We start from the raw sequence: 24,025 nt of genomic DNA, 5'->3' as shown, positions 1-24,025 counted from the left end.
AATCATAGCAGTGCTTTTCCAAAATCAAAAATATAACGGGAGGTATTTATGAATAGAGATTATATTTGGAATTTTAATGATGAGTTCATCAGTTACCTAAAATCCACGAGAGCAAATTTAAATGCTATGCCTGAGCTAGGCATGCAGGAATATAAAACTTCTGCTTACATAAAAAATGAGCTAGACAAGATGGGATATGCATATAAAAGCCATATTGAAACTTCAGTTTCAGGAATGATTAAAGGATCAGATCCAAGTAAAACTATTGCTTTTAGAGCGGACATGGATGCTCTAAACAGCAATAATCAAATCAAGCACCTTTGTGGTCATGATGGGCATATGACAATCCTTTTTGGACTACTAAATTACATAAAAACAAATAAAATAATTCCAAAAGATAATATAGTATTTATATTTCAGCCTGCGGAGGAAGCACCAGGCGGAGCTCAACCTATGATAGAAAATAACCTAATGACAGATTACAATATAGATGAAATTTACGGACTTCATATATATCCCGAGCTTAAAAAAGGAGAAATAGGCTGTAAAAAAGGTCCTTTTTTAGCAAGAATATGTGAAATAGATGTTGAAATTTTAGGAAAAGCCGCTCATGGTGCAGCGCCTCATAAAGGCAAGGATGCTATTTTAATAGCAAGTCAGTTTTTAAATATGGTACAGGGGATTATTTCAAGAGAGGTCAGCCCTATAAATCCAGCCGTATTGACATTTGGAAGTATTCATGGCGGAAGCAGACGAAATATCATATGTGATAAAGTAAATCTAGAAGCTACTCTTAGAGTTTTTTCAGATGAAGTATATGACTTTATCAAAGCTAGAGTTATAAGTATAGCAAAAGGCTTAGAATTAGCTCATAATTGTACTATAACTGTAAATACAAATGACGATTATCCTGCAGTGAACAACGATGAAGCTCTTTATGAGCAGTTTAAAAGCCTTATTACTTCTGACGAATCACTTAAATATATAGACCTTGATTATTTGATGATATCTGAAGATTTTTCATATTACCAAAAGGAAGTACAAGGTCTGTTCTTTATGCTAGGAAGTCAGAATGAGGAGCTTGGTCATATTCATGGACTTCACACTCATGAATTCGATTTTGAACCAGAGGTGCTTTTAGATGGAATTGATATCTTTCTAAAAATACTAAAGTCAAAAAATATTATTTAGAATCTAGGTAAAGAAGTTTAATTTGATTTTTAGAGTAGTCAATTAAAGCTTCAGCTTTCATTTTTGCAAGCTCTCGTGAAATAGAGGTACGGCTAACTCCTATTTTCTCAGCGAGAGCTTTTTTAGTTATATTAAGTTTTATGATATTGGTATTTTGCTTTTTAGATTCGTAGTCAAAATAGTTTAATAAGCTTTGTCTTATAGTCTTACTTACATAATGTTTGATTTTATCACCAAGCATCATTGCATTGTCTGATATAAGCTCTAAGAATATTTTTAGAAAGTTTACATTTTCAGATAAAAGCATAAACAAAAGCTTTTTATCTATTTCTAGAAGCTCAGAATCTGTATGAGTTTCTACAGTCATAGGATAATAAGGATTTTTAGAAAAAATCAAATTGCCTCCTATTAAATCATCTCTTATAAACTCAGTCACATTGAGTAAATTCCCATCCTCATCTATTCTGTTTACCACTACTCTGCCAGATACTAGAATTTCAACCTTTAAGCACTTTTCAGAATCAAAGTGAATTATGCTATTTTTTTTATATTTGACTAGCTTTAGCTGCCCGGATTTTAAGTAATATTCTAGATCCTTATCAGAAACAGTATCTATAAGTGAAAGCCCCTCTAATTTCTTTATAATTGTTTTCATTATTTTCTCCATGTGTTACCTTGGTAACTCTTTTTATATAATTATACTGATATACTTTTTGTAAAGCAAGAATGAAAATAGCTTTGAGTAAATTAGTTTTAAAAGTAAGAATGGGGGAGAGTATGGATATATTTACACTTAGTTTTTGGGCAATATCAATTATATTATTTGGAATATCAATTACTAAAGACAAGAAAAAAACTATTATCGCAATGAAAAAGTCTAAAAGTATGATGAAAAATATGATAGGAGAGATATTAGGCATTATCTTTTTAATTGGATTGGTACTGACATTTATTCCACCTGAGACAATAAAAGCTTTTCTTGGGTCATCAAAATCTCCACTTGTAACAATTATATCTGCACTAGCAGGAAGCGTTACTCTTATTCCTGCATTTGTAGCTTTTCCACTTGTAGGCTCATTAGTAGATGCAGGTGCCAGCATAGTACCAGCTGTAGCATTTTTGACTACCTTAACAATGGTAGGGGTAGTTACTTTTCCTCTTGAGAAGAAAAAGTTTGGCTTTAAATTTGCATTGCTGAGGAATGCTCTTAGCTTTGTATTTGCCATAGCTATAGCTTTAGTGATGGGGGTAATATTATGAAGATAAATAAATTTATGCGAAAAAATAAGACTCTAATATTTGTAGCCTTAGTCTATATAGTGTTATTAATATCAAATCCAGAGAAAGCAACAAAAGCTATTAGTAATAGCACATATTATTTAGTAGAAATGATTATGATTATGCCAGTGGTGTATCTTCTTACTGTAGTATTGGATGCACTTATACCAAAGGAAGCTATAATAAAAGGATTTGGCTTTGACTCAGGATTGAAAGGAAATATATTAGCTCTGTTTTTAGGAAGTATTTCAGCAGGTCCGATATATGCAGCTTTTCCGATTTCTAAAATGCTGCTAGACAAAGGTGCTAGTTTAGGAAATGTAGTTATTGTTCTTAGCTCTTGGGCAGTAGTAAAACTACCAATGCTAGCAAATGAAGCTAAATTTTTAGGAGTAAAATTCATGGCTATAAGGTGGGCTTTCACTGTTATTGCAATTTTTATTATGGGATATATATTTAATAGATATTTGAGCACTGAGGATATTCCTAGTGAGTAAATTTTGAAAAAAAAATAAAGTGTCTATTGAATAATATAATATATTAGGAGGAAAAATTTATGGTAGAACAAGTATTTAAATTTTCAACTGGTAATGAAAAGGCTGTAGAAAAATTAATTATGGATGAAAACGTACATTATATTCACATGGTATTTAATAAGGAAGAAGGTCTTCCTGAACATTATTCAAATTCAAATGTATATATGTCAGTAATAAGAGGAAAATTATCGATAGATTTAGATAATCAAGGAGTTCATAAATATGATTCTGGAAATTTATTAAAAATTCCTAAAGGAATAAAAATGAACGTAAAAAATCTTGATGAAGATACTTTAGAGCTAATAGTTGTAAAATCGCCTGCACCAAGCAATATGTAATGCAAAAAACCTATCCGAAAATCGGATAGGTTTATTTTATAAGATAAATACTAAGGGGGAGTGGGAAAATAGTATTCTATCTTTTGGACAAAAGTTATTATAGCATGCTAAAAAATAAAATCAAGGGCTTTGATAAAAGATGCACAATAAAAATAGTTGGCAATATTCAGAAAATATACTTATATATATAGGAAATGATTTATAAGAATAAGATACAATATTAATTTCTCTTAAGAAGCTTATAAAAAAATATTACTTTAGAGCATTTCTCATATAAAGCCTCTTCTTCATGATTCATAGATAGGAAAAGCTCGTCTATATTCAGCTCACTATCCAAATAATTATTAAGATAATTATATAAATCATCTATGTCATGAAGGTCTCCGCTGGCTTTGTGGAAATCAGCAATGGATTTGTAAAGATGCTTTGAAGAAAAATCTATCAAATTCAAATCATATAGATACTTAAATTTTTTGCCTATTATTCTAGCATCGTGAAAATCATAGTTAGATTCATTTTCTGAATTTGCAATAATATCTATGAGATTTTTATAGTCCTTAGTCCATATAGCATCCAGCTTATATTTCTTTATGATTTTATCAGAAGGTAAAAATAGTTTCTCACTAGAAATTTCAATTAAATGGTCTAATTTGCTATATACATCATTATCCTTTAGTATTATTTCTATTTCCTGAGTGGATTCAGCAAGGTCACCTTCTAGCATTAATTGTAGCTCTTCTAAATCTAAATTTAAGCTCTTAACAAATTCGTTTAGCACAAAGTATTTTCTTGGATTCTCAAGACTATGAAAATATGTGTTTAGTAAGCTATTCAGGGATTTTAAAAACTCTTTATTTCTTTTATCTAATTTTATAAAATACTTATTTATGATTTTAAGCTGCCTTATTGCTATTCTTTTTTTGTGAACCCATGAAGGCGAATAGATATCTTGGGAATCACTATCCTCTAATAAGGATTCAAGATTATTTTTCCAAACTTCATGCCAATTATCAATAGGAGAAACTTTTATATCTATAGAGTCTATTTTTGAGGCATAGACTCTATAAAGCTCTGCCCAATCATCTTCAGAAATTAAGCCTTCTTTATAATGAGCAAGAGAATCAGCATCTTTAATGAGCTCGCAGTAGCTGTCGTCGATTATTTTCTTTTTTGAATGAAGAGATATTGCCTTAGCTACTTTTTTGATTTTCTTATTGCTTAGATGCGTTTCATTTTTAAGCAGATTAGAGCAAAAATTAGAGCCTGCTAGAGCATGACCTTTACCTATAAAGCCTTCCTTGGTTCTTCCAAGATCATGACCATAGGCGATTAACAGCGCTAATTTGGAATCTAAATGGCGACTTTTAGCTAATTTTTTAGAATAATCTGCAACGTGTTTCCTATGAGAAAGTTCAAATGCAGAATCTGCTGACTCTTTAGCATATTTTTTAGAAACTGTTTTTAATAGCTTTACTGGTTTCATATCAATCTCACCTCAATAATTTTGATTGCTTGATAATATATTTACCCAATATTCATCTCTACTCTCTTAATTAATATAGTGTAAACGAGTTTATATAATATAAAAATTTGGCAAATTAAAAGTTTATTTTTCTAGGTATAAATTGACATGAAGGATAGAAAATACTATCATAATATGATATGAAAAAATAAAGGAAGCAGGTTGAAACTTTATGGAGCAATATACTCATTTGCCTATGATTTATGATAGATTGATGCAAGATGTGGATTATAATAGCTGGGCTAAATATTTGGTTGATATAATTGGCATCCATAATAGTTCTGTTAATAATATTCTTGAACTTGGATGTGGAAGTGGGAATATTACTAAACATCTTTTAGATATGGGATATGAAGTTGTGGGTATAGATATTTCAGAGCAGATGCTTGAGCTTGCCCATGAGAAGCTTAAGGACTATGAAGATAAGGTTATATTAATGGAGCAGGATATAAGAGAGCTTGATTTTGAAATATATGAAATTGATTGTATTCTAGCTGTCAATGACACTTTTAACTACATCCTAGAGGATGATGAAGTAAAAGATATATTTAATTTTATCTATTCTCATCTCAAAGAGACTGGATGCTTTATTTTTGATATCAGCAGTCCATATAAGCTTAAGACTACTCTAGGCAACAATACTTACGGAGAATCCATGGAGGATTTAGTATACCTATGGGAGAACTACTTTGATGATGAACATAAAGAGCTGACAATGGATGTGAACTTCTTTATAAAAAATGAAGAAAAAGACACCTATAGGAGATTCGAGGAAACACATATTCAAAAAGCTCACGATCCCCTTAAGCTAACTAGATTTTTAGAGGATATTGGATTTAAGAATATAAATGTATACAGTGACTTTGATATATCTCCGGGATATAATAATGAGTGCCAGAGAGTATTTATATCTTGTAATAAATAATTTTAAGATTTTGAAAGGAGGCTGTTGATTTATCTTGATGCTTATTGAGGTAAATTGGCGATAAATAGATGAGTTATATATTAAGAGGAACATCGAAAAATCATGGAATAAGAATATTTGCAGCTGATACTACTAGTATGGTAGAGGAAGCTAGAAGACTTCATAATACAAGTCCAGTCGCTTCAGCGGCTTTAGGAAGAGCGCTTACAGCTTCTAGCATTATGGGAATAATGATGAAGGGTGATAATGACAAGCTGACCCTTAGCATAAATGGAAAAGGCCCACTTGGCACTATAGTTTGCGTAGCAGACTCTAAAGGCACAGTAAAGGGTTACGTGAGCAATCCACTTGTTGATATTCCAAGTAGAGCTGATGGCAAGCTAGATGTAGGCTCAGCAGTTGGAATAAACGGACTTGTTACTATAATTAAGGATATGGGGATGAAAGAGCCTTATACTGGTCAGTACCCTCTTGTCAATGGAGAAATAGCTGAGGATTTGACTGCGTACTATGCATATTCTGAGCAACAGCCTTCAGCTATTGCCCTTGGAGTGCTAGTAGATGTAGATTATAGTATTAAGGCGGCAGGAGGCTTTATAGTTCAGCTTATGCCTGAAGCAGAGGAAAAAGATATAGATATTTTGGAGAAAAATTTAAGCCAAATCACCTCAGTATCACATCTTATAGATGATGGAAAAACACCTGAGGATTTGATAAACCTAGTGCTAAAGGATTTAGAACCTATGATTTATGAAAAAATTCCTGTGAGCTATAAGTGTGATTGTAGCAGAGAAAGAATAGAAAAAGCACTAATCAGTATAGGGAAAAAGGATTTAGATGAAATAATAAAAGAAGATAAGCTCGCTGAAATTTCATGCCATTTCTGTAACACTGTGTATCATTTTAATGAAGCTGAGCTTATAGATTTAAGAAAATCCTTAGATAATTAATATAAAAATACTCCATAAGCAAAAAATATACCAATTTTAGATAATTTGGTATATTTTTTGATTTTACTTGGATTATTTGATAGAATAGACTTAAATACAGTGGTAATATAACATAAAACCAATAGCATATTTATTTATGAGGAGAATGCTCCATGAAGATGAGTTTTGGATTAGAAATTAACCAAAGCCAAAAAATGATACTTACTAAAGAGCTAAAGCAATCACTAGAGATACTTCAAATGAATAGATTTGAAATAGAGGAGCTCATAGTAAGGGAAACAAACGAAAATCCTACACTTGAAGTAGAAAAAAAAGACGAGATAGATTGGGAGAAATATTTAAAAAATCTAAGAGACTCTTCATATAAAGTATATTCAAATTTCTTTGAAATACCAGATGATGAGGATAGCAATGCAGAGAATTATTTAAAAGATAATGTCAATATGTACGATTATCTGAGCCAGCAGCTTAGATTAATGAGCTTGGACTCAAAAGTATTTGCCGCTGGTTGTTATATCATAAGAACTTTAAATAAAGACGGATACTTTAAAGAGGATATTAGAAATGCTTGCAGAAATGTAGGCGTAGCTGAAGAGGTTTTTACAGAGGCATTAGAGGTGGTTCAAAGCCTAGAACCTAGCGGAATTGCTGCTAGAAATATATCTGAGTGTTTGCTTCTTCAGATTAAGGACAAGGGAATCTCAGATAAGGTACTGGAAAACATTATCATAGAAGATATAGAAATGATAGGAGCTCATAAGTATAAGGAGCTTTGTAAAAAGTACTCTATTCCTTCTGAAAGATTAAAAGCATATATAGATTATATAAAAACTTTGGATCCAAGACCTGCTAGACAGTTCGCGTCTGATGAAAACCAATATGTGCTTCCAGATGTAGTAGTAGAAAGAAAAAGCCATGGTTTCGAAGTTAGATTAAATAATGATAGCTTGCCGAGTCTTAAAATAAGCAGCTTTTATGAAAAAATGCTCAAGGATTCTATTGAAAAAGAAACTAAAGACTATATTAAAGAGAAGCTTCAGAGCTCATTGATGTTAATTAAAAATATAGAGCAGAGAAAAAATACTGTACTAAAAGTTGCTAAAGGGATAGTAGAAGAACAAGAAGAATTTTTCTTATATGGCAAAAATCATATCAAACCCATGATACTTAGGGATATAGCTGAGAAAACGGGTTTTCACGAATCGACAATATCACGTACTGTAAATGGAAAATACATGCTTACACCAAAAGGACTTTTTGAGTTTAAGTATTTTTTCAGCAGTGGAGTAAAAGATTGCGATGGAGATATGGTATCTAATATAAATATAAAAAATGAGCTTAAGGATATTATAGATAAAGAAAATAAGAAAAAACCACTTAGTGATCAAAAAATATGTGATATTTTGAATTTAAAGGGTATAAATATATCTAGGCGAACTGTTGCAAAGTATCGCGAAGAACTAAATATCCCAGGCTCTTCAATTAGAAAAGAAATTTAATTTTTCCTCTTGAAAAACTACGGAATATAATATACAATAAATATGAAGCGGGACGTAAATAAAGTCGATGGTCTTTAGAAGTCCCGCATAATTTTGAAAAGACAGGGAACGAAAATAAATCAGTGGACTTAAAACGTCCCTTGGAAGGTGAGGTGAGCATGAAAAAGCTGATTGATCTTCAAAGAAAAGTTGTACCTGAAGTTCTGGAAAACATGGAAAAAAGATATTCTATATTAAAGGAAATTTCTTTGAGTAGTCCTATTGGAAGAAGAATGCTAGCAGGCAAGCTTAACTTGTCGGAGAGAGTAGTTCGAAGCGAGGTTGAATTTTTAAAGGAACAAAACCTAATTAATATAGACGCTTCTGGTATGTTTATGACAGATGAAGGCATAGATGTGCTAGAAAATTTAAGTAGCTTTATTTCAGAAATTAAGGGTATAACGAAATTAGAAGATATACTCACCAAAAGACTTGGAATAAAAAAGATTGTTATTATTCCTTCATCGATTGACGAATGTCCAGCTTGTAGTATTGATATGGCTAAAGCTGCAGGAAGATATTTCTTTTCTATCATGAGAGAGCACAAGGTTATAGGAATAACTGGAGGAACGACTATGCATAGCTTTGCAGAAAACCTTCCTCAAATGAAAACTGAGATGCCGCTTACTATAGTTCCAGCTAGAGGGGGACTAGGAGAAGAAGTAGAGATTCAAGCCAACAACATAGCTGCTATGGTATCAAAAAAGCTCAATGGACATTATGTACTTCTTCATGTTCCAGACAACATCGATAAGGACATAATGGAAAGCATAACAAGTATTCCTCAAGTTAAAAGCACTCTTGAAGCTATAGATGAGATAGATTTGCTTGTGTTTGGAATAGGCAACGCATCTGATATGGCTAAAAGAAGAAAAAGCAGCGACAAGGAATGCATGGTAATCAAAGAAAGAGGAGCTGTATCTGAAGCTTTTGGCCATTATTTTAATATTGATGGTGAAATAGTTTATGAAACCAGTACAGTGGGAATAAAACTAGATAAGTACAAAGCTTTAAATGATATCATTGGTATAGCTGGAGGCAAGAAAAAAGCTGAAGCAATCTTATCAATAGCTAGAATCAATAGAAATCTAGTTCTTATAACTGACGAAAGTGCCGCTAATTACCTTATGGAAATAACAGGCGGATTTGATGATAATTAATTTTAATATTAAAATTTTAGGAGGTTTTTACAAATGGTAAAAGTTGCGATTAACGGTTTTGGTAGAATTGGAAAAAGTGTACTTCGTGCATATTTTGAAAATGGCGGAAAAGAAAAATTCGGTTATGATATAGTTGCTATTAACAACCCTGGAGATTCTACTGGAGCAGCTCATTTGTTTAAATATGACTCTTGCTTTGGAACATATACTGGAGATGTAGAATTAAAAGATGGAAAATTAATAATAGATGGACATGAAATAGTAGTAGTTGATAATAGAGATCCACTTCAATTACCATGGAAAGAAATGGGAATTGACATAGTTATTGAATCAACTGGTGCTTTTACAAAGAGAGAAGGAGCAGCTAAGCATATTGAGGCTGGAGCAAAGAAGGTTTTAATTACTGCGCCTGGTAAAGACGAAGATATAACAGTAGTTATGGGAGTTAACGAAGAGAAATATGACCCAGCAAATCATCACATAGTATCTAACGCTTCTTGTACTACAAACTGCCTTGCACCATTTGCAAAGGTTATAGATGAGAAGTTTGGAATTGTAAAAGGTCTTATGACTACAGTTCACTCTTACACTAACGACCAAGGTCTTTTAGATCAAAAACACAAAGATTTAAGAAGAGCAAGAGCTGGAGCTTTATCAATCATTCCTACTACAACAGGAGCTGCTAAAGCTGTTTCATTAGTATTACCTCAGCTTGAAGGAAAATTAAACGGATTCTCTCTAAGAGTTCCTACTCCTACTGTATCTGTAGTTGACCTAGTAGTTGAGCTTGCAAAACCAGCTACTAAAGATGAAATCAACGCTGCGCTTAAAGAAGCATCTGAAACTACAATGAAAGGCATTCTTGGATACACTGAGGAGCCACTAGTATCTATTGACTTTAGAAAAGATGAGAGATCTTCGATTGTAGATGCTCTATCTACTATGGTTATTGATGGAAACATGGCAAAAATCGTATCTTGGTATGACAATGAGTGGGGATACTCAGTAAGAGTAGTAGATTTAGCTGCATATATGGTAAAAAAAGGACTATAATATAAAATTCTAACATAAGCCCAGGTTCCCGAAAGGGGCTGGGCTTTTTTGAAGGGAGAGAAAATCAGTGTCAATGCTAAATAAAAAGGCTGTAAATGATATAGATGTAAAAGGTAAAAAAGTAATAGTTAGATGTGATTTTAATGTACCTATGAAAAACGGTGAAATTACTGATGATAGAAGAATTAAAGGAGCACTAGAAACTATAAACTATCTTATTGAAAATAAAGCAAAGGTTATACTTATGTCTCACCTAGGCAGACCTGATAAAAAATATGAGCCTGAGTTTTCACTAGCTCCAGTAGCAAAAAGATTAAGCGAGCTTACTGGCAAGGAAGTAAAATTGGCACAAGATGAAGCTGTAGTTGGCGAAAATGCAAAAGCACTTACTGCATCTATGAACGAAGGCGATATTGTACTTCTTGAAAATGTTAGATTTGTAAAAGGCGAGACAAAAAATGATTTAGACTTTGCAAAAGAATTAGCATCACTTGCTGATGTATTTGTAAATGATGCATTTGGTACTGCTCATAGAGCTCACTCGTCAACAGCTGGAATAGCAAACTATCTTCCTTCAGCTATGGGATTCTTAATAGAAAAAGAAGTTTCAATCATGGGAAAAGCGCTTGAAGCTCCAGAAAGACCTTTTGTAGCAATACTTGGAGGAGCAAAGGTTTCAGATAAAATTTCTGTAATAGAAAATATGATGGACAAAGTAGATACGCTTATTATAGGCGGAGCTATGGCATATACCTTCAAGAAAGCTCTAAACGTTCCAGTTGGAAGCTCAAGAGTAGAAGATGACAAAGTAGAGCTTGCAAAGGATTTATTAGAAAAAGCAAAGCAAAAAGGTATAAAGCTACTTCTTCCTATTGACCACATGGTTGCAAAGGAATTTAATGAAACTAGTGAATCTTTTGCCACTGATACAGAAGAAATTCCAGAAGGCTTTATGGGACTAGATATTGGACCTAAAACTATCAAGCTTTTTGAAGATGAAATAAAGCAAGCTAAAACAGTAATTTGGAATGGACCTATGGGCGTGTTTGAAATGCCTAAATTTGCGGTAGGAACAAAATCCTTAGCAGAAATAATTGCAAATACAGATGCTGTATCAATTATAGGCGGAGGAGACTCAGCTGCAGCAGTTGAACAGCTTGGATTCGCTGATAAAATGACTCATATCTCAACAGGTGGAGGAGCATCTCTAGAGTTTTTAGAGGGTAAAATTCTTCCTGGTATAGATGTACTTGAAAGCAAATAGGAGGCAAAAATGAGAAAACCTATAATAGCTGGAAATTGGAAAATGCATAAAACAATAGCCGAGGCGCTTGAGTTTGTAGAAAAAATTAAAGCTGAGGTTGCTGGAACGGATGTAGAGACAGTTATTTGCGCTCCATTTACACAGCTAAAGGATATAAAACAAGCAGTAAAGGATACGAACATCAAAGTAGGAGCTCAAAACATGCATTATGAGGAAAAAGGAGCTTTTACTGGCGAAATATCAGCAGCTATGCTAAAAGAACTAATGGTAGACTATGTAATAATAGGACATTCAGAGAGAAGACAGTATTTTAATGAGACAGATGAAACTGTCAATAAAAAAGTAAAAAAGGCTTTAGCTTATGATATAACTCCAATCATGTGCGTAGGAGAGTCTTTAGAGGAAAGAGAAGCAGAAAAAACTAAAGAAATAGTAAAAGACCAAACGATGAAAGGCCTAGAAGGACTTACTAATGAGCAGGTCTCATCTCTTGTTATAGCCTATGAGCCTATTTGGGCTATAGGTACAGGAAAAACTGCATCTAGCCAAGATGCAAACGAAGTAATTGCTTATATCAGAGAGGTTGTAAAAGACATGTACTCTGAGGAAGTATCTGAGGAAGTTCGTATTCAGTATGGAGGCAGTGTTAAGCCTTCGAATGTTGAAGAGATTATGAATGAAAGTGATATTGACGGAGCACTTGTGGGAGGAGCCTCATTAGAAGCCTCTGATTTTACTGCTTTAGTCAATTTTTAAGAGGAGAAATCTATATGAGAAAACCCGTAGCGCTTATAATTCTAGATGGCTTTGGATATCTGCCTACAGATAGAGGCAATGCTGTAAAGCATGCCAATACTCCAGTATTTGATTCTATATTTCAAAATTATTCACATACACTTATAGGTGCAAGTGGAGAAGATGTAGGATTGCCAGATGGACAGATGGGAAATTCTGAAGTTGGGCACCTAAACATAGGTGCAGGAAGAATTGTATATCAAGAATTAACAAGAATAACGAAAGAAATTAGAGAAGGCTCACTTTTTACAAATCCAGCCTTGCTAGAGGCTATGGAAAATGCTAAAAAAGAAGGAAGAGCACTTCATCTTATGGGCCTTTTATCAGATGGAGGAGTGCATTCTCACAATTCACATATTGAGGGCTTGCTTCTTATGGCAAAGCAGCAAGGTGTAAAGGATGTCTACGTGCATGCTTTTATGGACGGAAGAGATACGCCTCCGCAAAGTGGAAAAGACTATATCGTGCAGCTAGAAAACTTTATGAAAACTCATGGCATTGGAAAAATTCTAACTGTAAGTGGCAGATACTATGCCATGGACAGAGACAAAAGATGGGACAGAGTAAAGCTAGCCTATGATGCTATAGTAAAGGCTGATGCTCCAAAAGCAAAATCCGCACTTTCATGCATTGAAGCTTCATACCATGAGAATGTAACAGATGAATTTGTTCTTCCTACCGTAATTGGAGAAGGACTGACTACGCTTTCTGCTCATGACTCAGTTATATTCTTTAATTTTAGACCAGATAGAGCAAGAGAGCTAACTAGAGCGATTGTGGATAGAGACTTTGATGGATTTGAAAGAGAATATTTCGAAACGACATATGTCACCATGACTCAGTATGATAAGACTATGCCTAATGTAATAGTAGCTTATACTCCTCAAACTCTAGATAATACACTAGGAGAATATATAGCGTCTAAAGGAAAAACTCAGCTTCGTATAGCAGAAACAGAAAAGTATGCCCACGTTACATTTTTCTTCAATGGAGGAAGAGAAGAGGCTTATGCCAATGAAGAGCGTATATTAGTACCTTCTCCAAAGGTTGCAACCTATGACCTAAAACCTGAAATGTCAGCTTATGAAGTAACAGATATGTTAATTAACGATTTAGAAACTAATCCTAAGGATTTAATTGTTCTAAACTTTGCAAATCCTGACATGGTAGGACATACTGGAGTATTTGAAGCAGCGGTTAAAGCAGTAGAAACTGTAGATATATGTCTAGGAAAAGTACTAGATAAGATAAAAAGTCTAGGTGGAGTTGCTTTTATAACAGCAGATCATGGTAATGCAGAGCAGATGTTTGATGATCTTGGTGGACCATTTACAGCTCATACTACAAACAAAGTACCTTTTGTAATGGTTGATGATGTAAATAAAAATATAAAATTAAGAGATGGCGGAAGACTGTGCGATTTTGCACCTACAATTTTAGAAGTAATGGGACTTGAAAAGCCAGAGCAAATGACTGGGATAAGTCTACTAATTAAATAATAAAATAAACCAAGGAGGAAACAAAATGTTTATATCTGATGTATTTGCAAGAGAAATTCTAGATTCAAGAGGAAATCCAACTGTAGAGGTAGAGGTAGTATTAGAGTCAGGAGAAATGGGTAGAGCTGCTGTTCCATCTGGAGCATCAACAGGTATCTATGAAGCTGTAGAATTAAGAGATGGAGACAAGTCTCGTTATTTAGGCAAAGGAGTACTTAATGCAGTTGATAACGTAAATGAAATCATAGCTCCAGAGCTAATAGGCATGAATGTATTTGACCAAGTTGGAATTGATCAAATGCTAATTGAGCTAGATGGAACTGATAATAAAGGTAAATTAGGAGCTAACGCTATTCTTGGAGTTTCTATGGCAGTTGTTAAAGCAGCGGCTGAAGAGCTAGGAATGCCTTTATTCCAATATTTAGGAGGAGTAAACGCAAAGGTTCTTCCTACTCCTATGATGAACATCATAAACGGCGGAGAGCATGCAGATAATAACGTAGATATTCAAGAGTTTATGGTTATGCCTGTAGGAGCTGATTCATGGGCAGAAGCTCTTAGAATGGGAGCAGAGATTTTCCATTCACTAAAATCTGTATTAAAAGGTAAAGGTCTAAACACTGCAGTAGGCGATGAAGGTGGATTTGCACCAAACCTTGGTTCAAATGAAGAAGCTTTAATGGCTATAGTAGAAGCTATAGAAAAAGCTGGATATAAGCCAGGAGATGAAGTTAAAATAGCTATGGATGCTGCTGCTTCATCATTCTATAGTGCTGATAAGAAAAAATACGTTCTTGCAGGAGAAGGCAAAGAGCTTACATCAGAAGAAATGGTTGCTTTCTATGAAGATTTAGTATCTAAATATCCTATTATTTCTATAGAAGACGGACTTGATGAAAATGATTGGGATGGCTTCAAGCTTATGACTGAAAGACTTGGAGATAAGATTCAGATCGTTGGAGATGACTTATTTGTAACAAATACTGCAAAGTTAGAAGAGGGAATTCAAAAAGGTATAGCAAATTCAATTCTAATTAAGCTAAACCAAATAGGTACTATAACAGAGACTCTAGATGCTATAGAAATGGCTAAAAGAGCAGGTTACACTGCTATCATTTCTCACCGTTCTGGAGAAACTGAAGATACTACTATAGCTGATTTAGTTGTAGCGGTAAATGCTGGACAAATCAAAACTGGTGCTCCTTCTAGAACTGATAGAGTTGCTAAATACAACCAATTAATCAGAATAGAAGAAATGATAGGCGAAGTTTCTCAGTATGCAGGTATGAATGCATTTTATAACATTAAAAAAAGATAGTTAGATTTTAGGACTAAACTTTAAATCTGATTAAGTTTTTAAATGCTAAGCAAATAGTTGTAATTAAATATATAGAATTTAAAACATTTTAAAAACTGCATCACAATAAAAATAGCGAGGGCTTTTATAGCTCTCGTTGTTTTGTCTAAATTTTTAATAATAATATCCAAAATTTGCCATTGACAAATATAATTAATTTTGCATTACATATAATCTTATTTATTGCTTTATACTTATCACTATGTTAAAATATGTAGGTATGATTAGCATGTATATGCATAAGGAGGTGCTTAATATGAAAACATTTCTAATGATTGTGGAGATTATTGTAAGCTTAGGTCTAATTGCCAGTGTACTTCTCCAGTCAGGAAGAAGCGCAGGTTTCTCTGGGGCTATAACTGGAGGAGCAGAGCAGCTTATGGGAAACAAAGCAAGAGGTATGGATGTTATTTTTAGAAAAATAACAGCAGCGTGTGCAGTATTGTTCATAGTATTAGCAATCGTATTAGTAGCACTACAGTAAAAAACAAAATTTTTAGGAGGTATTAACAAATGCAAAACTTAATATGGGCTCCTATCGTTGGAGTACTTGCCCTTGTATTTGCATTCGTTCTTTCTTCAAAAATCAACAAAGTTGATGTTGGAACTGAGAGAATGAAAGAAATCTCTAATTACATCCACGAAGGTGCGATGGCTTTCTTAACTAGAGAATACAAGGTATTAGTTATTTTTATCGCGGTATTATTCGTAGTTTTAGCAATTGGTATCAACATACTTACAGCAGTTTGCTTTTTAGTAGGAGCGATATTCTCTACACTTGCAGGATTCTTTGGTATGCAGGTTGCGACTAAAGCTAACGTAAGAACAGCAAATGCTGCTAGAGAAGGCGGAATGAACAAAGCTCTTTCTATAGCTTTCTCAGGCGGAGCGGTTATGGGTATGTCTGTTGTTGGTCTTGGTATCTTTGGAGTAAGTGTACTTTATATGATATTAACAAGCATGGGATATGACTCTGCTGCAGCAACAAATATTCTTACTGGATTTGGACTAGGAGCATCTTCTCTTGCACTTTTTGGTCGTGTTGGTGGAGGTATTTATACTAAAGCTGCAGACGTTGGAGCTGACCTAGTTGGTAAAGTTGAAGCTGGAATCCCAGAAGACGATCCAAGAAACCCTGCAGTTATCGCTGATAACGTTGGAGATAACGTTGGAGACGTTGCTGGTATGGGAGCTGACCTATTTGAGTCATATGTTGGATCATTAATCGCAGCTATGACGCTTGGTATACTTGCTGTATCAAACTCTGGAGAATCATATGGAGTTTTAGGAGCTATTTTCCCTCTTGCAGTTTCTGCTGTTGGTATAATAGGCTCTATCATCGGAACCTTCTTCGTAAAAGGTGATGACAATTCAGATCCACATAAAGCTCTTAAAATGGGTACTTATGTAGCTGGAGGAATTACAGTTTTAGCATCTTTCTTCCTTTCTAATATGTTCTTAGGAAACCTTTCAGGTTTTTGGGCTATCATAATTGGTCTAGTTGTAGGAACTATTATCGGACAAATTACAGAAATTTATACTTCTGCAGATTTTAAACATGTTAAGAAAATTGCTGACCAGTCTGAAACTGGACCAGCAACTACTATAATTTCAGGTCTTGCTGTTGGTATGGAATCAACAATGTGGCCACTAATTATCATTGCAGTGGGTATATTAGGTGCATATATGGCTGGAGGACTATACGGAATAGCTCTTGCAGCTGTAGGTATGCTTGCAACTACTGGTATGACAGTAGCTGTAGATGCTTATGGACCTATTGCGGATAACGCAGGTGGTATTGCAGAGATGTGCGAGCTTCCAAAAGAAGTTAGAGCAATCACTGACAAACTTGACTCAGTTGGTAACACAACTGCTGCTATTGGTAAAGGTTTTGCAATTGGTTCTGCTGCTCTTACTGCGCTTGCTCTATTTGCATCATACACAGCAGCTACTGGACTATCATCAATCAGTTTAACTAACCCAGAGGTTATTGCGGGAATGTTTATAGGTGGTATGCTACCATTCCTATTCTCAGCTATGACTATGGAAGCTGTTGGTAAAGCTGCATTTGATATGATTGAAGAAGTTAGAAGACAGTTTAAAACTATTCCTGGAATCATGGAAGGAACTGGTAAGCCTGATTATGCAAGATGCGTAGATATTTCTACAGCAGCAGCTCTTAGACAAATGATTGTTCCAGGAGTTATGGCTGTATTATCACCACTTGCTATTGGACTTTTACTTGGAACTGAAGCTTTAGGAGGACTTCTTGGTGGAGCTCTTGTAACTGGAGTTCTTATGGCTATCATGATGGCTAATGCAGGTGGAGCTTGGGATAATGCTAAGAAATACATTGAATCTGGAGCTCATGGCGGAAAAGGTTCAGAAGCTCACAAGGCAGCAGTTGTTGGAGATACAGTTGGAGATCCATTCAAAGATACATCTGGACCTTCTATCAATATCCTAATCAAACTTATGACTATAGTTTCTCTAGTATTTGCACCAGTATTTGTTCAGTACGGTGGAATACTTCTTGGACTATTTGGAAAATAATTAATAAAAAAAAGAACTATGTTCATAGCGAATATAGTTCTTTTTTTTATATAAATTAATTTTATTTGTTGACATCCTCTAAAATCGTGGTAGAATAAATCACAATACATAATACAGTATAAATATTAGGATGAATGTATATCCATCCAGAAGGGATAAAAAAATGGAAAACCTTATTGGAAATATGATAAATGCAAATAATAAATTTTATTTTAGCTTTTTTAGCTTGGGCTTTTATTTTTATAGCGCAGGCTATTTTGCATTCCAAAAATCATATAAAAATCCAATGAGATATTCTTTATATTATCCGCAGGTTCTTCAGCATTAAGCTTAAGCAAATACGGGAATAGTGAATAAAAATACCTGATAAACTTAGGGTCTCATTGAAACTTCAATGAGGCCCTTTTTTAATATAAGTATTAAATTTTAAATTATTATTTCTTATACTTTCTATTTGGCCACAGAAAATATAAGAATTTAAATAGATTTAATAGATTAAAATCCATAAGAGCTTAAAGAGCTTAAAGAGCTTAAAGAGCTTAAAGAGCTTAAAGAGCTTAAAGAGCTTAAAGAGCTTAAAGAGCTTGAAAATCAATAAAAATTCAAATGAGACTATGTAAATAATATAAGAGAAACTTAAAGCTGATAACGAACTTAAAAATTAAAAAAATAGGAGTGATTTAAATGGTAATAGTATTAAAGCCTGGGATATCTAGAGAAGAGATTGAAAAGATAAAATTAAAAATGCAAAGCCTTGGATGCAGTGTACATGAAGTAGTAGGTGAAAGTCGCCATATAATAGGACTTGTAGGAGATACAAGCAAAATAGATAAAGAATTAATAAGTGCAAACAAAAATGTTGAAAAAGTTGTAAATATCCAAGAACCATTTAAAAAAGCAAATAGATTAATAAAGCCAGAAGGTAGCATAGTGGAAGTAGCAGGAAGAAAAATAGGCTGTGGACACATAGGAATCATAGCTGGTCCATGCTCGGTAGAAAGCAGAGAGCAGATTATATCAATAGCAAAGGATGTAAAGACTTCTGGAGCAGGTTTTTTAAGAGGAGGAGCATTTAAGCCAAGAACATCTCCGTACAGCTTCCAAGGGCTAAGAGAAGATGGATTAAAATTATTAGTTGAAGCAAAAAAAGAAACTGGTCTTCCTATAGTGACTGAAATTATGTCAGCAGCTCATTTAGATATATTTGAAGAGCATGTAGATGTAATGCAGGTAGGAGCTAGAAATATGCAAAACTTCGAGCTGCTCAAAGAGGTTGGAAAAAGTAAAGTTCCAGTCCTTTTAAAAAGAGGAATGTCTTCAAGTATAGAAGAATTCATAATGTCAGCAGAATACATCATGGCAGAGGGAAATGAAAATGTGATTCTATGCGAAAGAGGAATCAGAACCTTTGAAAATTACACAAGAAACACTTTAGATTTAAGTGCTATTCCAGCTATAAAAAAGCTGAGTCACCTTCCTGTAATTGTAGATCCTAGCCATGCAGCTGGACTGGCATGGATGGTTGAGCCTTTATCAAAAGCTGCGATAGCTGTAGGAGCTGATGGACTAATGATAGAAGTTCATAATGACCCAGCAAATGCAAAATGTGACGGACAGCAGTCAATAACCCCACTGCAGTTCACAAACTTAATGCATACTATCAATCAGCTAGCAGTTATTGAAAATAAAGCAGTTTCATTTTAGCAGGTGAATAAAGTGGATGAACCAGATTTTTTTATAAATAAAAATCAAGGGGTTGCGATAGTTGGACTTGGACTGATTGGGGGCTCGATTGCAGGAGCTCTTAAAATAAATGGATTTAAAAATATCATGGGTATAGATACGCAAAATAAAGCTATTGAAGATGCTATAAATAAGGATTTTATAAAGCTAGGGGATACTGAACCTGAAAATATTTTACCTTTAGCTGAAATTGTTATTGTGTGTCTATACCCTAAAGAAACAGCTGAGTTTATAAAAAAACACATGAACGATTTTAAGTATAAAGCTGTGATAACTGATGTTTCAGGAATAAAGTTAGATTTAATTAATGAAATTAACTTATGTCTTAGAGAGGATTTGGAGTTTGTAGGAGGACACCCGATGGCAGGAAGTCATTTTAGAGGATTTGACCACGCAAACCCAAACTTGTTCATGGATGCAAATTACATCATAACACCTACTGACACAAGTAGCCTAGAAGCTATAAGCAAAATAAAAGGTCTTGCCAAGATACTCGGATGCAAATCTATATCTGAGATTAATCCAGGCAAGCATGATGAAGCGATGGCACTAGCGAGCCATATGCCTCATATCACAGCACTAGCGCTTATGGACATGTGTGATGTGAGGGAAATGGGAGCTCTTCTAGGACCTAGCTTTAAGGATGCCACAAGAGTAGCACAAATAAACAGCAGACTATGGGCTCAGCTTCTTATAAGCAATAAAGACAATTTAGATGAGCAAATAAAAATCATGGAGAAAAAAATGGAGCAGCTCAGAAAAGCAATAATATCATCAGACATAAAAGAACTAGAGCATCTTATGGAGCAAGCAGGAAGCAAAAGGAGGAAGATAGGTTGAAAAAAGTAAAAATAGAGCCTAAAGAATTAAGTGGAGAAATCTCAATACCACCATCCAAAAGCATTAGTCATAGAGCTGTAATAGCGGCATCCTTATCAAGTGGAGTAAGTGAAATAAGCAACATAGTAATGTCAAAGGATATAAAGGCTACATGTGAGGCTATGAAACAGCTAGGAGCAGAAATATCTGAGGTGAAAGCTGAAAATGAAAGAGTAAAGCTTATAATTAAGGGAATAGAAACATTTAAAGCACCTAAAGCTTCCATAGATTGCAATGAATCAGGCTCCACTCTCAGATTTATGATTCCAATAGCGATGATTAGTAATAGTGAGGTCAGCTTTATAGGAAAAGGAAAATTAGTTGAAAGACCACTAGATGTATACTACAAAATATTTGATGAGCAAGGAATACATTACGAAACAAAAGATAATAAGCTACCACTTAAAATAAATGGAAGCTTAACTCCTAGTACTTTTGATATGAGAGGGGATGTAAGCTCTCAGTTTATAACAGGATTGATGTTTGTTCTTCCCCTTTTAGATTCGGATTCAAAGATAACAATAACAGGGGAGCTTGAATCAAAGGGCTATATAGATTTGACGATATCAGTACTTAGCAAGTATGGAATTGTGATAGAAAATGACGATTATAAAGCTTTTTATATAAAAGGAAGACAGGTCTATAAAGCGTGTGATTATAGAGTGGAAGGCGATTTTTCTCAAGCAGCATTTTGGTTAGTTGCAGGATGTTTAGGTGAAAAGATTACTAGTAGTGATTTAAACGAGGCTTCTCTGCAGGCAGATAAAGAAGTGATAAATATTATAAAGTCTATGGCTGGGAAAATATCTTGTGAAGATAATTCATTTATAGCTCAAAAGAGCCAGACTAAACAAACTGTAATAGATGCCTCGCAGATTCCAGATATAATACCGGTGCTTTCTGTACTAGCCTCTGTGAGTAAAGGTACTACTATAGTGAAAAATGGAGCGAGGCTTAGAATAAAAGAATCAGATAGACTTACAGCAACAAAAACGGAGCTAAATAAGCTAGGAGCTGACATAAAAGAAGAGGGAGACACTCTTATAATTAAAGGAGTGTCCAAACTTAGAGGAGCCAATGTAGATAGCTGGAATGACCATAGGATAGCTATGGCAATGGCAGTAGCATCGATAAGGTGTGAAGGAAGCATTATAATCGATGGAGCCTCATCTGTAGATAAGTCATATCCTAACTTTTGGCAGGATTTTAAAATGCTTGGAGGAGATATATGTGAGCAGAGTTGATCAGCTTAGATTCATAATAGATGATATCGATAAAAATATTGTGAGACTATTTGAAAAGCGAATGGAGACAGCTGAAAAAATAGCTCAGTACAAGCTAGAAAATAATCTAGGCATATTAAATACATCAAGAGAAGAAGAAGTAATAGAGTCAGCACTAAATGAGCTATACAATAAAGATTATAGAGATGAGCTTGAAGAATTTATAAAAAAGCTTATGGAAATAAGCAGAAGAGTTCAGCAAAAAAGAATTTTAGGTATGGGCAAGAAAAGAATTAAAATTGGATTCCAAGGCGTAGAGGGTTCATTTGGACATCAAGCGGCTATAGAATATTTTGATAAAGATGCAGAATTTATGGAGTATATGAGCTTTGAGGATGTATTTAAAGGCTTGTTAAATGGAGAAACAGATTATGGAGTACTTCCTATAGAAAATTCTTCAACAGGAAGCATAAGCTCAGTATACGATTTAATTGGAGAATATGGTTTTTATATAGTAGGAGAAAAATGCCTTAGAATAAAGCAAAATCTAATAGGGGTAAAAGGAGCTTCTATTAAGGATATAAAAGAAATTTATTCGCATACTCAAGGATTTGAGCAATCTAGCTCTTTTTTAAAAAAGCATCAGGAATGGAAACTCATTCCCTACCACAATACAGCTTATAGCGCAAAAACTGTAGCTCTTTCAAATGATTTTACAAAGGCAGCTATAGCTAGCGAAAAGGCTGCAAGGCTTTACAATCTAGATATCATAGAAAAAGATATCAATGACAATGAGCATAATTACACGAGGTTTGTTATAATTTCTAGAAAAGCTTTAGAATATATTGATACAAGCAAAATTAGCGTTATGTTCTCAATAAAGCATAGGGCAGGAGAACTCTATAAAGTTCTTGAAGGCTTTCACCTTAACAATGTTAATATGCTGAAAATAGAATCTAGACCAATAAAAAACAGACCTTGGGAATACATGTTTTATATAGATTTTGAAGGAAGCTTAAATGATATAGACATAGTTAAAAGCATAGAAAAAATTAAAAATAGTAGCACCTACTTTAAATTATTAGGAAATTATACGGCAGATAAAAATGCATCCTAAAATAATTATTTTAATGAAAGTTTGGTTAAGGGCTGTTTAATAATAAAAGAAAACCGTCAATAAAATGGATTAGTTCTTTAAAGTAGGCAGTTAAAATAACTGCCTACCTAAGTAAGAAAAGCACTCATCCAGTTTAAATGACGGTTTATATATTTATCTTAAGCTTAACAGGTCACTGACTTTTTCATAAGGAATTTGAACTTCATAGTAATTTCCTTTTGAATCCTGCATCAATATCACAAAAAAGAGTTTATTATCTATAGGTCTTATATAGTAGTTTGTAGTTTCATCTAATTTTACTGAGCTAGAATAAGCTTCAACTGTAGTTTTAAAGGCATCCATATTTTTACTAGAAACGGCTCTTGTTATAGGAATTACATTTCCATTTTTGATATCAAAAGCTTTAGATGTTAGCACTTTATAGGAAGCTGAATTTTTTACCATAGTCCCTTCGTAAACTACATATCCAGTCTTGTCGCCTATGTACATGATATTGATTTTGATATTGTTTATACCTCCATCTTGAAGCGAAGATATTTGACTTTTAGCGATTTCATGCATTTTTATAGCAGCATTTGCTGGAGCTACATTTAAAGTTACTGTAATTTTACTGCCATCCATACCTACATTTGCCTTTAAGACTTCTGATAAAAAATCAAGTGGCACATACATTCTGCCATTTCTCACCTCGGGTGTGATATCAAGCCTTATATCAGCCATAGCACCATAGCTGTAATAATAGTCGTTGGTAGTAGCTTTAGCAACGATAGCCTTATCATCGAGGGAAGCTGTTCTTGTTTTTGAATCCCAGCTTAAATCAAGATTAAAAGCCTCAGCTACATTTCGTATTGGAAGCATAAGCTCATTGTTTCTAAAGTATATATCGGAATTTCTAACTCTTTTGCCATTTAATGTCAGATTAATAGTGCTTATTCTTGATTTTAGATAACTAAGAGCATTGTCTCGTTTGGAATCTAAAACTATTTCTACTTTACGGCTTATAGAATAATCTGTAGCCGCATAGGATATATTTGTAGTCAAAATACATATTGCTGAAAGAATAACAGCATAAAAAGCTCTAAGCTTCATCTACATCACCTCTTA

Annotated in this window: 22 protein-coding genes; 19 read left to right on the top strand and 3 right to left on the bottom strand. The window is 34.0% G+C overall.

What is annotated here, in order from left to right:
- Window positions 1-48: 48 nt before the first annotated feature.
- Window positions 49-1,191, top strand: a complete 1,143-nt coding sequence (locus B5X47_RS07810; protein ID WP_079589595.1) for an amidohydrolase — start codon at window positions 49-51, stop codon at window positions 1,189-1,191.
- Here the strand turns inward: B5X47_RS07810 and B5X47_RS07805 are convergent.
- Window positions 1,184-1,846 (bottom strand): Crp/Fnr family transcriptional regulator, encoded by a 663-nt coding sequence (locus tag B5X47_RS07805; RefSeq protein ID WP_159446433.1) that lies wholly within the window; start codon window positions 1,844-1,846, stop codon window positions 1,184-1,186. The two genes, B5X47_RS07810 and B5X47_RS07805, sit on opposite strands and share 8 nt — an antisense overlap.
- A 122-nt stretch (window positions 1,847-1,968) precedes the next feature.
- Between B5X47_RS07805 and B5X47_RS07800 the strand changes: the two genes are divergently transcribed.
- From B5X47_RS07800 to B5X47_RS07790, 3 genes are read left to right on the top strand one after another with little or no spacing between them, the layout of a single operon-like run.
- Window positions 1,969-2,451: a permease gene (locus tag B5X47_RS07800; protein WP_079589593.1), complete on the top strand. Its 483-nt coding sequence runs from the start codon at window positions 1,969-1,971 to the stop codon at window positions 2,449-2,451.
- Window positions 2,448-2,966 (top strand): permease, encoded by a 519-nt coding sequence (locus tag B5X47_RS07795; protein WP_079589592.1) that lies wholly within the window; start codon window positions 2,448-2,450, stop codon window positions 2,964-2,966. Before B5X47_RS07800 ends, B5X47_RS07795 begins: the two co-directional genes overlap by 4 nt.
- Window positions 2,967-3,025: 59 nt before the next feature.
- On the top strand, window positions 3,026-3,343 hold the full coding sequence (locus B5X47_RS07790) for a cupin domain-containing protein (protein ID WP_079589591.1): 318 nt from the start codon (window positions 3,026-3,028) through the stop codon (window positions 3,341-3,343).
- Between the two features lie 220 nt (window positions 3,344-3,563).
- On the opposite strand, the gene B5X47_RS07785 is transcribed toward B5X47_RS07790, so the two are convergent.
- Window positions 3,564-4,826: an HD domain-containing protein gene (locus B5X47_RS07785; protein WP_079589590.1), complete on the bottom strand. Its 1,263-nt coding sequence runs from the start codon at window positions 4,824-4,826 to the stop codon at window positions 3,564-3,566.
- Between the two features lie 211 nt (window positions 4,827-5,037).
- On the opposite strand from B5X47_RS07785, the gene B5X47_RS07780 reads away from it, so the two are divergent.
- The 15 genes from B5X47_RS07780 (at window position 5,038) to pheA (ending at window position 22,921) form a co-directional block, all read left to right on the top strand.
- The gene (locus B5X47_RS07780; RefSeq protein ID WP_079589589.1) at window positions 5,038-5,790 is read left to right on the top strand and encodes a class I SAM-dependent DNA methyltransferase; all 753 of its coding nucleotides are present in this window, start codon (window positions 5,038-5,040) and stop codon (window positions 5,788-5,790) included.
- 68 nt (window positions 5,791-5,858) lie between these two features.
- On the top strand, window positions 5,859-6,740 hold the full coding sequence (gene hslO / locus B5X47_RS07775; RefSeq protein WP_079589588.1) for an Hsp33 family molecular chaperone HslO: 882 nt from the start codon (window positions 5,859-5,861) through the stop codon (window positions 6,738-6,740).
- A gap of 152 nt (window positions 6,741-6,892) precedes the next feature.
- Window positions 6,893-8,239 (top strand): RNA polymerase factor sigma-54, encoded by a 1,347-nt coding sequence (gene rpoN, locus B5X47_RS07770; protein WP_079589587.1) that lies wholly within the window; start codon window positions 6,893-6,895, stop codon window positions 8,237-8,239.
- Between the two features lie 158 nt (window positions 8,240-8,397).
- A complete protein-coding gene (locus tag B5X47_RS07765) occupies window positions 8,398-9,438 on the top strand; it encodes a sugar-binding transcriptional regulator (RefSeq protein ID WP_079589586.1) in 1,041 nt (346 codons plus the stop codon).
- Window positions 9,439-9,471: 33 nt separating this feature from the next.
- A complete protein-coding gene (gap, locus tag B5X47_RS07760; RefSeq protein WP_013360861.1) occupies window positions 9,472-10,491 on the top strand; it encodes a type I glyceraldehyde-3-phosphate dehydrogenase in 1,020 nt (339 codons plus the stop codon).
- A 73-nt stretch (window positions 10,492-10,564) separates the two neighbouring features.
- Entirely contained in the window at window positions 10,565-11,755 is a 1,191-nt protein-coding gene (locus B5X47_RS07755; protein WP_079589731.1) for a phosphoglycerate kinase, read from the top strand.
- 9 nt (window positions 11,756-11,764) lie between these two features.
- Window positions 11,765-12,511: a triose-phosphate isomerase gene (gene tpiA / locus B5X47_RS07750; RefSeq protein WP_013360863.1), complete on the top strand. Its 747-nt coding sequence runs from the start codon at window positions 11,765-11,767 to the stop codon at window positions 12,509-12,511.
- A gap of 14 nt (window positions 12,512-12,525) precedes the next feature.
- The gene (gene gpmI / locus B5X47_RS07745) at window positions 12,526-14,049 is read left to right on the top strand and encodes a 2,3-bisphosphoglycerate-independent phosphoglycerate mutase (protein ID WP_079589585.1); all 1,524 of its coding nucleotides are present in this window, start codon (window positions 12,526-12,528) and stop codon (window positions 14,047-14,049) included.
- 25 nt (window positions 14,050-14,074) lie between these two features.
- Window positions 14,075-15,367 carry a phosphopyruvate hydratase gene (gene eno, locus B5X47_RS07740; RefSeq protein ID WP_013360865.1) on the top strand — a complete coding sequence of 431 codons (1,293 nt, stop codon included), beginning with the start codon at window positions 14,075-14,077 and terminating at the stop codon, window positions 15,365-15,367.
- Between the two features lie 295 nt (window positions 15,368-15,662).
- A complete protein-coding gene (gene secG, locus B5X47_RS07735; RefSeq protein WP_079589584.1) occupies window positions 15,663-15,890 on the top strand; it encodes a preprotein translocase subunit SecG in 228 nt (75 codons plus the stop codon).
- A gap of 29 nt (window positions 15,891-15,919) precedes the next feature.
- The gene (locus tag B5X47_RS07730) at window positions 15,920-17,959 is read left to right on the top strand and encodes a sodium-translocating pyrophosphatase (protein ID WP_079589583.1); all 2,040 of its coding nucleotides are present in this window, start codon (window positions 15,920-15,922) and stop codon (window positions 17,957-17,959) included.
- Window positions 17,960-18,643: 684 nt separating this feature from the next.
- Entirely contained in the window at window positions 18,644-19,663 is a 1,020-nt protein-coding gene (aroF, locus tag B5X47_RS07720; protein ID WP_079589582.1) for a 3-deoxy-7-phosphoheptulonate synthase, read from the top strand.
- 12 nt (window positions 19,664-19,675) lie between these two features.
- Window positions 19,676-20,542, top strand: coding sequence for a prephenate dehydrogenase (locus B5X47_RS07715; RefSeq protein ID WP_079589581.1), 867 nt, complete (start codon window positions 19,676-19,678; stop codon window positions 20,540-20,542).
- Entirely contained in the window at window positions 20,539-21,825 is a 1,287-nt protein-coding gene (gene aroA / locus B5X47_RS07710) for a 3-phosphoshikimate 1-carboxyvinyltransferase (RefSeq protein WP_079589580.1), read from the top strand. The genes B5X47_RS07715 and aroA overlap by 4 nt, the downstream gene beginning before the upstream one ends.
- Entirely contained in the window at window positions 21,812-22,921 is a 1,110-nt protein-coding gene (gene pheA, locus B5X47_RS07705) for a prephenate dehydratase (protein WP_079589579.1), read from the top strand. The genes aroA and pheA overlap by 14 nt, the downstream gene beginning before the upstream one ends.
- A gap of 153 nt (window positions 22,922-23,074) precedes the next feature.
- On the opposite strand, the gene B5X47_RS07700 is transcribed toward pheA, so the two are convergent.
- Complete coding sequence (locus B5X47_RS07700) at window positions 23,075-24,010, bottom strand: stalk domain-containing protein (protein WP_079589578.1); 936 nt, start codon at window positions 24,008-24,010, stop codon at window positions 23,075-23,077.
- Window positions 24,011-24,025: the final 15 nt, after the last annotated feature.

It is taken from the genome of Acetoanaerobium noterae (genome assembly GCF_900168025.1).
Taxonomy (GTDB): domain Bacteria; phylum Bacillota; class Clostridia; order Peptostreptococcales; family Filifactoraceae; genus Acetoanaerobium; species Acetoanaerobium noterae.
This window is presented reverse-complemented; position numbering and strand designations above follow the sequence as displayed.